Genomic DNA, 13,475 nt, shown 5'->3' on the forward strand with positions numbered 1-13,475 from the left:
CCGTTGCGCTGGCTGAAACGCTTGGCAGGACGGAAGCTGCTCGCCAGCTGGAGATGTCTGTGAAGTCGTCCCATTCAACGTCACTGGCGTCGGCGGCTGGAAGCTTGGGCATTCCTTAGCTCCTGTTTCGTGTAAGACAAGCAAAGTGTCGACCTGAGGGATTTCTACGCAGACTGTTCTGATGCAAACACGCTATAGGGTGACCGACTGTGATCTGCAGGAGGTGTCATTCCAGTCATCGATCTTCAACGTATCCAAGGTCGGCGCTAATCTTTGTGCTGCACTCCCGTAGCAGCGCCTCAAACTTCCCCGTAGCACCCTCGGGATCCATCACGGCATCCGGGCCTGACAGATTGATTGCAGCCGTCACTTCTCCCCTGTGGTCTTTGATAGCCATCGCAATCGCAGTGGAGTAATCCGAACGATGCAGCACCCATCCTCGCGCTCTGTCACCCTCGATCATATCTTGCAGCTCGAGCTGAGTCCGTGGGGCAGGGGCTGGGTAATCGTCTAAACGGATGTGTTGGTAAAGTGCGGCAAGTTCTACCTGGTCAAGGCCGGTGAGTAGCATGCGGCCAATCGCCGTGCAGTGGCATGCGATGCGGGTGCCAACCGGAATGTTGACGGACAGCCGCTGAGCCGCAAACGCTCGGTAGACATACAGGCTTTCCGTATTCTCCCGCACGGCCAAATGGCAGGAGAGAGAAGTGCGATCTCGCAATTGATTCAGGTGAGGCATGGCGACATCGACAATGTCGCGGCTGGCGAGGTAACTGAAGCCATCGCTAATGACTCGGGCTCCGAGCTCGTATTGACTGTTGTGTTTGTTCAAGTAACCCATATCGGTCAACGTGAACACTATCCGGTACAGCGCCGAGGTGCTGACGTTCAATCGCTCGGCGATCTCCTGCATGCTCAGACTACGCGTTCGAGCGTTGAACAGGCCAAGCACCGCGAGCCCTCGGGCCAGGGCAGGTACGCTGTAGTCGGCATCCTTAACGGGGGCGTCGATCATCGTTCGTTGCTCATCCGGGATCTGGGAAGCGATATCATGTGTGCCGGCCACGACCGCAGTGGACATGGTCTGCTTCAGCGCGTAGTCAGCACAGCATGATCTGTATCACTTAATACAGCGCGTCGATCTGTAGGGCTCGTCCATCAAACTCGGCCATCGCATCCATTAGTGCGCCCTTGAAATACTCGAGCGAAGCGCGATCACACAGGATGTGAAAGATCGGGTGCGATTCAGCACTGATGTTGATGACGATCACGTTGATCCTTGCAGCCGATGTTTGTGCAACGGCGCCATGCGCAAATGCAGCGCTGCGTAGATCAACCCCACACAGTTTGGCCATGACTTCAGCCGCGTGAGCGCCGCTCAGCTGCATCCACGCATGGCTGTCTTCGCGAGGCAAAAGGTAGTTGGCCAAATGATCCATCTCCCAGCGAGCTTCTTCATCGGCGATGCGCTCACCTCTGTCTCGCAGGCTGCCCAGGAGCAAATACTCTGTCTGCGACAGACGCGCCACGTGGCTACCGTCCGGTTGGGTAATGGCCTGGTTTGGCTTATCAGGAAGGCTGAAGCCGCGGGACTGCAGGTATTCGCCACTCTGAGCGCCGCGAAAACCAACCCTTGGAAGCCCCGTCAGGTCGACCACCGCACATTGCTGAAGTGGGCCCGGCCCGATGTCATTGAGATTGGACATGTCAAAGCTCCTGGCGCTGGTTGTCTGGATCGAAGAAGGGGAGCTTTACGACGGTTGCCTGGACGACCACACCATCTTCAACTCGGATCGGAATCTGCTGCCCCGGAGTGCTCTGATCAAAGGCGGCGTAGGCCAGGCCGATGATCTGATCAAGGCTTTGCGAATACTCACAGGACGTCACATTACCGCTGATGTCCGGCCCCTTGAGAACCAGATGGCCCTCGAGCGGTTGCGGGCTGGTCTTGGGCAGCGTGAAGCCCACCAGCTTGCGTTTCTGTGGCTGCGCTTCAAGGATGTCGACGGAGCGACGACCGACAAAGAACGGCTTGTTACGGCTGACCGCCCACCCCATGTCGATTTCGCCAGGATGGGTCATGCCGTCGGTGTCCTGGCTGATGATCACATGGCCTTTTTCCAGGCGCAGCAGGCGCTGGGTCTCGACACCAAACGGGCGAATGTCGAATTCCTTGCCGGCCTCAATCAGTGCATCCCAAAGCTTCAACGCATAACGTGCAGGTACGTGGATTTCGTAACCCAATTCCCCTACGAAGCCTACGCGCAGGAGCCGTGCCTTGATCCCGGCCACGGTGCCCAGGCGAACGCCCAGGTATGGGAATCCTTCAGCGGACAGATCAAGATCCGAGCACACTTTCTCCAGCACCTTGCGTGAGTCGGGCCCCGCTACGTTGACTGCCGAGATCGCGGCAGTGACGTTAGCGATGTCGACGTTCAGGCGCCATTGCGCGTTCCACTTGAGCATCTGCTGATAGATTCGATCCACGCCGCTGGTGGTGGCAGTGACGTAGAAGTGGTTTTCGGCAAAGCGCGCGCAGACGCCATCGTCGATCACCACGCCATGTTCGTTGGTCATCAGCGCGTAGCGTGAGCGACCCACGGGCTGCTTGAGAAATGCGAAGGTGTACATGCGGTTGAGAAGTTCGGCAGCGTCAGGGCCGCGCACGTCCAGACCGCCCAGCGTCGAAACGTCGATGATGCCGACCTTCCGGCGCACGTGCAGCGCCTCGGCCTGCATGCATTTATCCCGCTCGCTCGGTTTGCCGTAATAGGCAGGGCGCTGCCAGATACCGGCAGGCATCATTTTTGCGCCGGCTTCCAGATGACGGCGGTGCATGGGTGTCTGGCGGTACGGATCAAACGCTCGCCCCGCGACATGGGCCAGCTTCTCCGCCTCAAAGGGAGGGCGCGCTGTGGTTACGCCTGTTTCGCTGACGCTGCGCTGAGTGGACGCTGCCACCAGTCGAGCTGTTGGCAGGGCTGAGTGGCGCCCTTGAGAAGGCCCCATGCCCACGGTGGAGTAGCGCTTGACCAGTTGCACATCTCGATAGCCGATCTTCGTGGCGTTAATGATATCGCGCACCTGCAAATCTTCGTCGAAGTCGACAAAGTCCTTGCCTTTGGGGTGCGGGAAAATCGGCCATGGAAAATTGACTTGCGCTTCTGGGCGCAGCGGCAGGGGCTTGACGTTGATGACCAGGCCTAGCGCTGTAATGATTTCGGTGGCTGTGCGAGTGGCATCAGCGAGCACGTTGTCCAGTGCGTGGAAACCATGGGCGGAACCTGCAACGCTGAGATTCTTCGGCAGGCCGCTAAGGGTGAACTCAGCCAGTTGATCGTCATAAGACAGCTTGCCGCCGGCTTGGCACAGCAATTGATAGACCGGCATGTAGCCGCCGGACATGCAGAGCAAATCGCAATCCAGGTGCAAGCTGCTATTCGCGACCTGGCCGAGGCCGGTGATTTTTCGGATGTCGACGCCGCTGACATGGCGCATGCCTTTTTCATGCAGCGCTTCAAACACCGTGCTGTTCAGATGACAGGGGATTCCGCGCTTTTCCAGCGCGATCAGCAACGCGCGATCAGCGGGATTGGTACGCATGTCCACCAGCGCTGCAACCTGAACACCTTGCTCGTGCAGATCGAGCGCTGCGTAGTAACCGTCGTCGTTCCCCGTGAGTACCACTGCGCGTTTGCCAGGCTTTACGGCGTAGAGTTTCATCAGGCGTTGGGCTGCGCTGCTAAGCATCACCCCAGGCAAATCGTTGTTGCGGAAAATCACTGGCTGATCAAACGAGCCGCTGGCGATCAGGCATTGGGTGGCGCGCACCTTGTACATGCGTTTACCCTGAATCACCGGCAGATAGTTATCGGTGAACCATGCATTGCACGTAGCTTTCTTCAGCACTTGAATGTTGGCGTGGCCTTCAACAGCGTTGATCAGCTCGCGGCGTAGGCTATCAGCACGATTGTTTTCGACATCGAAACGGGCATAGGTCAGTGAGCCGCCCAGAATGGGTTGTTGCTCAATCAACAACACCTGTGCGCCTGCATTGGCCGCAGTCAGTGCCGCCTGCAGTCCAGCAGGGCCAGCGCCGACAACCGCGAGGTCAGCGAACAGGTAGGCCTTGTCGTAGTACTCGGGCTGGAATTTGAGATCCAAGACGCCGAGTCCGGCCTTTTTGCGAATGATGGGCTCCCATAGTTTCCATGCACCCTTAGGCTTGTAGAAAGAGCGGTAGTAGAAACCAACCGGCATGAATTTGGAGAACTTGCCAAGATAGGCGTCTTTGTCGTTGTCCAGAGAGCCGTTGAAGTTTTGCCCGGTCACCTGCGCACCACTTTCCAGCAGGTGAGTGTCCGCCAGGACGTTGGGCTCGCTCGGCAGCTGTACCAGGGTATTGGCGTCTTGACCTGCCATGGTCAGCGGGCCGCGCGGGCGGTGATACTTGAACGAGCGGGAGAGCAGGAAGCGACCATTGGCGAGCAGGGCACTTGCGATGCTGTCACCTGCAAACCCTTGATACGCTTTGCCATCAAAGCTGAAATGAAGAGGCTGATTGCGGTCGATCAACAAGCCCATGGGAGCGGGTAGGCGGCTCATTGCGCGGTCTCCTTGGCAGTCGTGAATTCAACACGGGTGGTGAACAGCTCTTTGGGATCGAAGGTGCGCAGAATTTCATCGCTGCCAGTGTGGCGTTCGGCCAGGAACCAATAGCTGGAGGGGTTGTGCATCCACCACTCGCAAACCACGCCCAACGTGTCATCGCTGTTGAACACGTAGTCGGCCCATTCGGCATCGGTACACGTCTGCGGATCGGGCATCTGCTTGAACTCACCGCCATAGGTGAACTCACTGATGTTGCGCGGCCCGTTGAGTGGGCAATTCATCACTTTCATGTCTTGCTCCTCAGTGGCTGGCCGCTGTCGCGCCCATCTCGTTGACTTGCTGGAAGGTTGAGAAACGCTCGAGGCCGAACGGCTTGATCAGTTCAGGTACCTTGCCCCCGCTGGCGACGAGTTCGGCCATGGTCTTGCCGCAAATGGGCGTAGCCTTGAAGCCCCACGTGCCCCAGCCGGCATCCAGGTAATAGTTCTTCACCGGGGACAACCCCATGATCGGGCTGTAATCCGGAGTCATGTCGGTGATCCCGGCCCACTGACGCATCAGCTTGGCATTGGCCAAGAACGGGAACATCTCGATCGCGTGTGCCAGCAGGCTTTCCTTCAGATCCAAAGTTGAGCGGGTGTTGAACAGCGGGTACGGATCCGAGCCACCGCCAAACACCACTTCGCCACGGCTGGTCTGTTGCACGTAGCAGTGCAGGGCAGAGGAGCTCACCAACGGGTCGAGGAACGGCTTGAACGGCTGGGTCACCATGGCTTGCAGAGGGAAGGTCTGGATCGGCGAGCGGATACCCGCTTTCTTCATCAACTGCGAACTCATGCCCGCCACTGCCTGCACCGCGCAGCCGCACTGGATGGTGCCGCGATTGGTTTTCACCGCCTTGATGGTGCCGTTCTCGATCACCAACTCTTGGACTTCAGTGAGCTGATGGATTTCCACGCCACGCTTAGCCGCCTGTTTGGCGTAACCCCAAGCCACTGCGTCATGCCGGGCAGTTGCGCCGTCTATGTGCCAGAGACCTGCGATCACCGGGAGATGCCCAGGGTCGAGGTTGAGTGTCGGCACGAGCTCACGAATCTGCTGACGGTCAAGCATTTCGGTGCGCCCGCCGAAGTGTTTGTTGACCTCTGCACGCTGACGGAACGAGCGCACGGTGGCGTCGGTGTGGGCGAGCGTCAGTTGGCCACGATGGGAATACATGATGTTGAAGTCGAATTCATTGGACAGCCCTTCAAACATCCGTACTGACTCGGCGTAAAAGCGCACCCCCTCGCTGGTGAGGTAATTGGAGCGGATGACCGCTGTGTTGCGCGCCGTGTTGCCGCCGCCCAGATACCCCTTCTCCAGCACCGCGATATTGGTGATGCCGTGGTACTTGGACAGGTAGTAGGCGGTTGCCAGGCCATGGCCACCGCCGCCGATGATTACCACATCGTAGGAAGGTTTGAGCGCCTTGGGAGCAGGCAAATCCACTTCGACCGGGTATTCAGAGCTGAGCCCGTATTTCAGGAGATTGAAAGGCATGCGGCCTCCGAGGAAACGCGTTGTGCATGGGCCTGCTGAACCGCAGCGGTAACGGTGTTCTTCATCAGAAAGGCAATGGTCATCGGCCCAACACCACCAGGAACTGGTGTGATAGCTGAAACTTGGGGCAGGGCGCTGTTGAAGTCGACATCCCCAACAAGCTTGCTGCGGCCATCCTCTTCAATGCGATTAATGCCGACGTCGATGACCACTGCTCCTGGCTTGAGCCAACTTGCATCGATCATCCGTGGTCGTCCGACGGCGGCAACGACAATGTCTGCCTGCCGGCACAGGGCCTTGGCATCGACGCTGCGCGAATGCACCACAGTGACCGAGCAATGCGCCTGCAGCAGCAGAGCGGCCATGGGTTTGCCGACGATGTTGGATCGCCCGATGACAACGGCGTGCTTGCCGCTCAGGTCGCCGCAAGCCTCTTCAAGCAGTTGCATGCAGCCGCTGGGGGTGCACGGCGTCAGCACATCGCGACCCTGGCTTAAGCCGCCGACATTTTCACTGTGAAACCCATCGACGTCTTTGCCCGGGGCAATGGCCTGTAACGCACGCGCTTCCTCGATGTGCTCAGGCAATGGGAGCTGCAGCAGAATGCCGTTCACGGCGTTGTCTGCATTCAAGTCTGCGATCAGCTGGAGCAGTTCACCCTGCGAGGTTTCCGCACTCAGGCGGTACTCGAGCGATTTGATTCCCGCTTCTTCTGCACGGAGGATCTTGTTGCGCACATAGACCTGGCTGGCAGGATCTTGCCCGACGAGTATTACAGCGAGCGCAGGGAAGACGCCGTCGGCGCTCAGTCGGGCGACCTCGTCTCGAACCTGCTTCAGCACACGGGCTGATGCCGCTTTGCCGTCAATCAGTTTGGAAGTACTCATCGGAAGATCACCGTTCTGTCTTCGTTGAGGAATACCCGATGCTCCAGGTGATATTTGACCGCTTTGGAAAGCGCCACGGTTTCAGTGTCGCGTCCGATGGCAACCAGGTCGTCTGGCAGATAGGCATGATCGACGCGCTGGACTTCCTGCTCGATGATCGGGCCCTCGTCCAGATCGCTGGTGACGTAGTGAGCCGTCGCCCCAATCAGTTTCACGCCGCGCGCATAGGCCTGGTGATAAGGCTTGGCGCCCTTGAACCCGGGCAGGAATGAGTGATGAATATTGATCGCACGGCCCGATATCTGCTTGCAGAGATCATCAGAAAGGATCTGCATGTAGCGGGCGAGGACGACGAGGTCAGTCCCGGTCTCATCCACAACCTTCATCAGCGCTGCTTCCTGCTGAGCTTTGGTCTCCTTGGTCACCGGCAAGTAGATAAAACGAATGCCTTCGCGCTCGGCCATAGGACGTAGATCAAGGTGGTTGGACACGATGGCCGTGATGGTCATGTCCATTTCGCCCTTGTGGTAGCGATAGAGCAGGTCGGTGAGGCAGTGGTCGAATTTGCTGACCATCAGCAGTACGCGCATCGGCTGGCGAGTATCGTAAAGCTCCCACTGCATGCCGAAAGCTTGAGCGACGTCTTCGAAGCCGGCTTTCAGCCGAGCGATGTCGCCTTCGTGGCCATCGTTGAAACGAAACACCGCCCGCATGAAAAATTTGCCGCTCAACTCATCGTCGAACTGCGCCATCTCACCGATGTAGCAAGCGTTGCCTGCGAGGTAGGAGGTCACTGCTGCAACGATGCCGGAAGTCGCAGGACAGCTGATTTTGAGAATGAAATGGTTTTTTTCATGTTGCATGGTCAGTCCTCAGAGGTGCGCGGCGTGATTTCCGGCAAGTGATTCATCGGTGAAATGCAGATTCGCCCGTGAATAAATATTCTCTTAGGGAATTAAATATTCCGGATGGCGAATTTATAGGCGAATTCAGCCGACACGTCTACACGTATGGGAAAGATTTTTTACTGACAGGAAATGTGGGGCGTGGGCGTGGGGAGGAGGAGAAGGCGAGTCCAGGTTCAGCCTGGACTCGTGGCAACCTGAGTGGTCAGGCCTCTGCGGGGGCGTAGTTCATGATCGACAGGAGGCGGATCGGGACGCTTATCAGTTTTTCCGGGCCGTGGGGAATGTCAGCATCGAATGTCAGGCTGTCACCTGCTTCCAGGTGATAGAGCTGGTTCCCGTGGCGGTAGACCATCTCGCCCTCCAGCAAGTGAAGGAACTCAGTGCCTGGGTGGGAGAAGGTCGGAAATTCCTCGCTAGCGTCATCCATGCTCACCATGTACGCCTCGAAGCTTTTCTTGGGCCCACGGGTGTGGTTCAGCAGGTGGTAGGTATGGCCTTTTTCCGTGCCACGGCGAACGACTTCCAGCCCTTCATCGCGTTTGACCAGAATCGCGCTGCTGCCTTGCTGGTCATACTGGCTGAACAGTTTTGACATCGGCATGCCGAGCACATCGCAAAGACGGCTCAGGTTTTCAAGGCTGGTCGACACCTGAGCGTTTTCAATCTTGCTAAGCATGCCCTGACTGATTCCAGCTATGCGCGCCACGTCCGCAAGCTTCAGATCCTGCGCTTGGCGCTGACGTTTTATCTGGATGCCCAGGTACTGCTCAAGCTTGAGCTTGGGTTGGCTTTCGTGTGTGTTCATGGCTTGCACTAATTCCGCACAGTAAATTTATTTTCGCACTGAGAATGTGCAAATGTGGCCGCGCCGGATAGGGTCGCTTGGCGTTATTCATCACGGGAAAAATATTTTCCCATAAACAAAGCAGAAAGGCTCCCCTCGAATCGAGTTTTTCCGCGACAGCAGCGAGTTGGCAAGCTCATTGCATTCCTAGTGGGAAATTAAGTTTCCTGTTCGTAATAATCAGATCGGGCGACTAATCGACCTCCCCAACACGAATTGCTACAGCCAGGAGTCATGTCCATGTTGCCACAAGAAACACAGCGCCTGATCGAGACACACGGGATCAAGTATGTCCTGGCCCAGTTCGTAGATATCCATGGTTCGGCCAAGACCAAATCGGTACCCGTATCGGGTCTCGAGATGGTTGCCGAAGCCGGGGCGGGGTTTGCGGGTTTCGCGATCTGCGGTATGGGCATGGAACCGCATGGCCCCGATTTCATGGCCAAGGGTGACCTGGCTTCACTCACGCCAGTGCCATGGCAGCCAGGTTACGGCCGCGTGGTATGCATTGGTCATGTTGAGAACAAGCCTTGGCCATACGACAGCCGCTACGTCCTGCAGAAGCAGGTGGAGCGATTGAGCGATCGTGGCTGGACGCTGAATACCGGACTGGAGCCAGAATTTAGCCTGTTCAAGCGCGATGGACAGGGCAAGCTGCAGATGGTCGACGCCAGCGATGATCTGGACAAGCCGTGCTACGACTACAAAGGCCTGTCCCGCTCGCGCGAGTTTCTTGAGCGGCTGACCGAAGCCTTGCAGCCAGTGGGTTTCGACATTTACCAGATCGATCACGAAGACGCCAACGGCCAGTTCGAGATCAATTACACCTACAGCAATGCCATGGAATCAGCTGATCGGTTCACCTTTTTCCGCATGGCTGCCGGTGAGATTGCCAACGACATGGGCATCATTTGCTCATTCATGCCAAAGCCTGATCCCAAGCGGGCGGGCAACGGCATGCACTTTCACCTGTCGATCAGCAGCGCGACCAACAAAAACTTGTTCCACGATGCGAGCGATCCGAGCGGCATGGGCCTGTCGAAAATGGCCTACCACTTCGCCGCAGGCCTTCTGGCGCATGGCCCAGCCTTGTGCGCCTTCGCAGCGCCGACGGTCAACTCCTACAAGCGCCTTGTTGTGGGCAATTCCTTGTCCGGGGCGACCTGGGCACCAGCCTTTATCGCGTTTGGCGCCAATAACCGCTCGGCCATGGTTCGAGTTCCGTATGGCCGCCTGGAGTTCCGCCTGCCGGATGCTGGCTGCAACCCTTACCTGGTCAGCGCAGCAATCATCGCGGCGGGACTGGACGGCATAGACCGCAAGCTGGAAATCGACCAGGTGTGCAACGAGAACCTCTACAAGTTGAGTCTTGAAGAAATCGCCGCGCGCGGCATCAAGACCTTACCTCAGTCGCTCAAGGAAGCCTGTGATGCCCTTGAGGCTGACCCACTGTTCGCCGAGGTACTTGGCAGCGAAATCGTGGGTGAGTTCATCAAGCTCAAGCGCATGGAGTGGGTGGAGTACAGCCGCCACGTCTCGGACTGGGAAGTGAAGCGCTACACCGAGTTCTTCTGATCTAGCCAGTTTAAACAACCCTTTCTGACACCCTGCCAATGGGTAGGGGGTCTTCTGCCCAGGAGTTAACGATATGTGTGGAATTGTGGGGCTATACCTGAAAAATCCGGCGCTGGAGCCCCAGCTCGGCAAACTCTTCGAACCCATGCTGGAAGCCATGACTGATCGCGGCCCCGACAGTGCCGGCTTCGCCATTTACGGCGATGAAGTTGCTGATGGCTGGGTGAAGTTGACCTTGCAAGCAGCAACCGATGACTACGACTTCAAAGCGCTGGTGGGCGCACTGGAAGGCAAGCTCGCGGCGTCTTTGGACTGGTTCCAAAATGCGAGCGCCATCGTGTTGAAGATCAAGGCTAAGGAAGCTGCCGTACGTTCCGCTTTGGCCGAGCTGGCCCCGGACGTGCGCATCATGAGCGCCGGCAAAAGCATCGAGATCCTCAAGGGCATGGGCTTGCCTAAAGAGATCTCCGAGCGCTTCGGTTTGGGTTCGATGAAAGGCAGCCACATCATCGGCCATACCCGGATGGCGACTGAAAGCGCCGTAACCATGGAAGGCAGCCACCCGTTCTCTACCGGCGCTGACTTGTGCCTGGTGCACAACGGCTCGCTGTCCAACCACTTCCGTCTGCGTCAGGAACTGCGCCGCGAAGGCATCCAGTTCGACACCGAGAATGACACTGAAGTCGCGGCCGGTTACCTGGCCTGGCGTCTGCAGCAAGGCGACAGTCTGAAGACCGCCTTGGACAGTTCGCTCGAAGCACTGGACGGCTTTTTCACCTTCGCAATCGGCACCCGCAATGGATTCGCCGTGATCCGAGATCCGATTGCTTGTAAGCCCGCAATTCTTGCCGAAACCGAGGACTACGTCGCGATGGCTTCGGAGTATCAGGCGCTGTCGAGCCTGCCGGGCATCGAGAAAGCCAAGGTCTGGGAACCTGTTCCGGCCACCATGTACATCTGGGAACGCGAGTCGGCTTAAGGAGCACGCACATGAAAACCATTGATCTTGGCAACACCACCGTGCGTGACCTTAACCAGGCGCTGCACGATCAAGCAAAGACGCTTGAGGAAAGAGAGTGGGTCGTCACTCACCCTGACGGCGCGCACAACATCGCGGTCGGCGTAAACGAAGCGGTTTCCGTGGATATCCAGGGGCATGCCGGCTACTACTGCGCCGGTATGAACCAGAAGGCTTCCATCACTGTGCACGGGAACGTCGGCGTTGGTTGCGCCGAGAACATGATGTCTGGCTACGTCCGAGTAAAAGGCAGCGCTTCGCAAGCAGCGGGCGCTACGGCGCATGGCGGTCTGCTGGTGATCGAAGGCGACGCCGGCGCCCGTTGCGGGATCTCGATGAAAGGGATCGACATCGTGGTCGGCGGCAGCATCGGCCACATGAGCTGCTTCATGGGGCAGGCGGGACGCCTTGTGGTATGCGGTGACGCCGGCGATGCGCTGGGTGACTCCCTGTACGAGACGAAGATTTTCGTCAAAGGAAAGGTCGAGTCGCTGGGTTCTGACTGCATCGAAAAAGAGATGCGCCCGGAGCACATTGAAGAGTTGCAAGCGCTTCTGAACAAAGCCGGCTTCAACGAGAAAGCCAGTGACTTCAAGCGCTACGGCTCGGCTCGCCAGCTGTACAACTTCAAAGTCGACAACGCCTCCGCGTACTGATTCAGGAGCAAGAAAATGAGCGAAAAAACCCCTCCAGTCCTGCGCGAGTCGGCCACCTTTGATCGTCTGACTATCCAGGAAATCCAGCGTGCCGCCGAGACCGGCATCTATGACATTCGCGGCGGTGGTACCAAGCGCAAGCTGCCGCACTTCGACGACCTGCTGCTGCTCGGTGCAAGCGTCTCGCGCTACCCGCTGGAAGGCTACCGTGAGAAATGCGGAACGGATGTAATCCTCGGTAACCGGTTCGCCAAGAAGCCGATCCACCTGAAAATTCCGGTGACAATCGCCGGCATGAGCTTCGGTGCATTGTCGGCCAATGCGAAAGAAGCCCTGGGGCGCGGCGCCACTATTGCAGGCACCAGTACCACCACGGGCGACGGTGGCATGACGCCGGAAGAACGCGGCCAATCCCAGCACCTGGTTTACCAGTACCTGCCTTCGCGTTATGGCATGAACCCTGATGACCTGCGCAAGGCCGATGCCATCGAAATCGTCTTGGGGCAGGGCGCCAAGCCCGGTGGCGGCGGTATGCTGCTGGGCATGAAGGTGACCGAGCGTGTTGCCGGTATGCGTACCTTGCCCATCGGCGTTGACCAGCGCTCGGCATGCCGTCATCCGGACTGGACTGGGCCTGACGACTTGGCGATCAAGATTGCCGAGATCCGTGAGATCACCGATTGGGAAAAACCGATTTACGTGAAAATCGGGGCCAGCCGTCCTTACTACGACGTCAAGCTGGCAGTGAAGGCCGGCGCGGATGTGATCGTGCTTGATGGCATGCAAGGCGGTACCGCTGCGACTCAGGAAGTGTTCATCGAGCACGTCGGTATCCCCATCCTGCCAGCCATTCCCCAGGCGGTTCAGGCGTTGCAGGAGATGGGCATGCACCGCAAGGTGCAACTGATTGTCTCCGGCGGCATCCGTAACGGTGCAGACGTTGCCAAGGCAATGGCGCTGGGTGCCGATGCCGTGGCCATCGGTACGGCCGCATTGATTGCTCTGGGTGACAACCATCCACGCCTGGACGATGAGCTCAAGAAGATCGGCTCTGCGGCTGGCTTCTACGATGACTGGCAGAACGGTCGTGACCCGGCAGGTATCACCACGCAGGATCCGGAGCTGTCAAAACGTCTTGATCCGATCGAAGGCGGGCGCAGGTTGGCCAACTATTTGCGTGTTCTGGTGCTGGAGGCGCAAACCATGGCTCGAGCCTGCGGCAAATCCCACCTGCACAACCTCGACCCTGAGGATCTGGTGGCCTTGACCGTAGAATCCGCCGCTATGGCTCGCGTGCCATTGGCAGGGACTTCGTGGATTCCAGGCAGCCAGTACTGAGCATTACCTGATGCAGGAGCGCGTGTGCCCGTGGCGGCGATCTGTCTGCAACTGAATTGTTGTCTGACACGCCGCCGCCAAGGGCAGGTGCGCTCT

12 protein-coding genes are annotated in these 13,475 nt (G+C 58.1%); 4 read left to right on the forward strand and 8 right to left on the reverse strand.

The features are described 5' to 3' along the window. Positions 1-235 precede the first annotated feature (235 nt). The 8 genes from KW568_RS10625 to KW568_RS10660 form a co-directional block, all read right to left on the reverse strand. Positions 236-1,015 carry an IclR family transcriptional regulator gene (locus tag KW568_RS10625; RefSeq protein WP_033727036.1) on the reverse strand — a complete coding sequence of 260 codons (780 nt, stop codon included), beginning with the start codon at positions 1,013-1,015 and terminating at the stop codon, positions 236-238. A 109-nt stretch (positions 1,016-1,124) separates the two neighbouring features. Beyond that, a complete protein-coding gene (locus KW568_RS10630) occupies positions 1,125-1,706 on the reverse strand; it encodes a sarcosine oxidase subunit gamma (protein ID WP_004577292.1) in 582 nt (193 codons plus the stop codon). 1 nt (position 1,707) lies between these two features. Next, positions 1,708-4,605, reverse strand: a complete 2,898-nt coding sequence (locus tag KW568_RS10635; protein WP_004577293.1) for a 2Fe-2S iron-sulfur cluster-binding protein — start codon at positions 4,603-4,605, stop codon at positions 1,708-1,710. Then, complete coding sequence (locus KW568_RS10640) at positions 4,602-4,901, reverse strand: sarcosine oxidase subunit delta (protein ID WP_003251157.1); 300 nt, start codon at positions 4,899-4,901, stop codon at positions 4,602-4,604. Before KW568_RS10640 ends, KW568_RS10635 begins: the two co-directional genes overlap by 4 nt. Positions 4,902-4,911: 10 nt before the next feature. Beyond that, on the reverse strand, positions 4,912-6,153 hold the full coding sequence (locus KW568_RS10645) for an FAD-dependent oxidoreductase (protein WP_003251155.1): 1,242 nt from the start codon (positions 6,151-6,153) through the stop codon (positions 4,912-4,914). After that, positions 6,135-7,040 carry a bifunctional methylenetetrahydrofolate dehydrogenase/methenyltetrahydrofolate cyclohydrolase FolD gene (folD, locus tag KW568_RS10650; protein ID WP_004577294.1) on the reverse strand — a complete coding sequence of 302 codons (906 nt, stop codon included), beginning with the start codon at positions 7,038-7,040 and terminating at the stop codon, positions 6,135-6,137. The genes KW568_RS10645 and folD overlap by 19 nt, the downstream gene beginning before the upstream one ends. Then, positions 7,037-7,903 carry a formyltetrahydrofolate deformylase gene (gene purU, locus KW568_RS10655; protein WP_004577295.1) on the reverse strand — a complete coding sequence of 289 codons (867 nt, stop codon included), beginning with the start codon at positions 7,901-7,903 and terminating at the stop codon, positions 7,037-7,039. Before purU ends, folD begins: the two co-directional genes overlap by 4 nt. 247 nt (positions 7,904-8,150) lie before the next feature. Further along, complete coding sequence (locus tag KW568_RS10660; protein WP_003251150.1) at positions 8,151-8,753, reverse strand: helix-turn-helix domain-containing protein; 603 nt, start codon at positions 8,751-8,753, stop codon at positions 8,151-8,153. Between the two features lie 279 nt (positions 8,754-9,032). On the opposite strand from KW568_RS10660, the gene glnT reads away from it, so the two are divergent. The 4 genes from glnT (at position 9,033) to KW568_RS10680 (ending at position 13,379) form a co-directional block, all read left to right on the forward strand. Next, complete coding sequence (glnT, locus tag KW568_RS10665; protein WP_003251148.1) at positions 9,033-10,367, forward strand: type III glutamate--ammonia ligase; 1,335 nt, start codon at positions 9,033-9,035, stop codon at positions 10,365-10,367. A gap of 73 nt (positions 10,368-10,440) precedes the next feature. Further along, entirely contained in the window at positions 10,441-11,346 is a 906-nt protein-coding gene (locus KW568_RS10670) for a glutamine amidotransferase family protein (RefSeq protein ID WP_004577296.1), read from the forward strand. Between the two features lie 11 nt (positions 11,347-11,357). After that, entirely contained in the window at positions 11,358-12,041 is a 684-nt protein-coding gene (locus tag KW568_RS10675) for a protein glxC (protein ID WP_003251145.1), read from the forward strand. A gap of 15 nt (positions 12,042-12,056) precedes the next feature. After that, positions 12,057-13,379, forward strand: a complete 1,323-nt coding sequence (locus tag KW568_RS10680) for an FMN-binding glutamate synthase family protein (protein WP_003251143.1) — start codon at positions 12,057-12,059, stop codon at positions 13,377-13,379. Positions 13,380-13,475 lie beyond the last annotated feature (96 nt).

It is taken from the genome of Pseudomonas sp. HD6515 (assembly GCF_024971855.1).
Classification (GTDB): Bacteria; Pseudomonadota; Gammaproteobacteria; order Pseudomonadales; family Pseudomonadaceae; genus Aquipseudomonas; species Aquipseudomonas alloputida.

Bases quoted from the DNA above. Each gene is read 5' to 3' on its own strand.
- purU (WP_004577295.1), bottom strand. From the start codon at position 7,903: ATGCAACATGAAAAAAACCATTTCATTCTCAAAATCAGCTGTCCTGCG.
- KW568_RS10670 (WP_004577296.1), top strand. From the start codon at position 10,441: ATGTGTGGAATTGTGGGGCTATACCTGAAAAATCCGGCGCTGGAGCCC.
- KW568_RS10660 (WP_003251150.1), bottom strand. From the start codon at position 8,753: ATGAACACACACGAAAGCCAACCCAAGCTCAAGCTTGAGCAGTACCTG.
- KW568_RS10680 (WP_003251143.1), top strand. From the start codon at position 12,057: ATGAGCGAAAAAACCCCTCCAGTCCTGCGCGAGTCGGCCACCTTTGAT.
- folD (WP_004577294.1), bottom strand. From the start codon at position 7,040: ATGAGTACTTCCAAACTGATTGACGGCAAAGCGGCATCAGCCCGTGTG.
- KW568_RS10635 (WP_004577293.1), bottom strand. From the start codon at position 4,605: ATGAGCCGCCTACCCGCTCCCATGGGCTTGTTGATCGACCGCAATCAG.
- glnT (WP_003251148.1), top strand. From the start codon at position 9,033: ATGTTGCCACAAGAAACACAGCGCCTGATCGAGACACACGGGATCAAG.
- KW568_RS10640 (WP_003251157.1), bottom strand. From the start codon at position 4,901: ATGAAAGTGATGAATTGCCCACTCAACGGGCCGCGCAACATCAGTGAG.
- KW568_RS10675 (WP_003251145.1), top strand. From the start codon at position 11,358: ATGAAAACCATTGATCTTGGCAACACCACCGTGCGTGACCTTAACCAG.
- KW568_RS10645 (WP_003251155.1), bottom strand. From the start codon at position 6,153: ATGCCTTTCAATCTCCTGAAATACGGGCTCAGCTCTGAATACCCGGTC.
- KW568_RS10630 (WP_004577292.1), bottom strand. From the start codon at position 1,706: ATGTCCAATCTCAATGACATCGGGCCGGGCCCACTTCAGCAATGTGCG.
- KW568_RS10625 (WP_033727036.1), bottom strand. From the start codon at position 1,015: ATGATCGACGCCCCCGTTAAGGATGCCGACTACAGCGTACCTGCCCTG.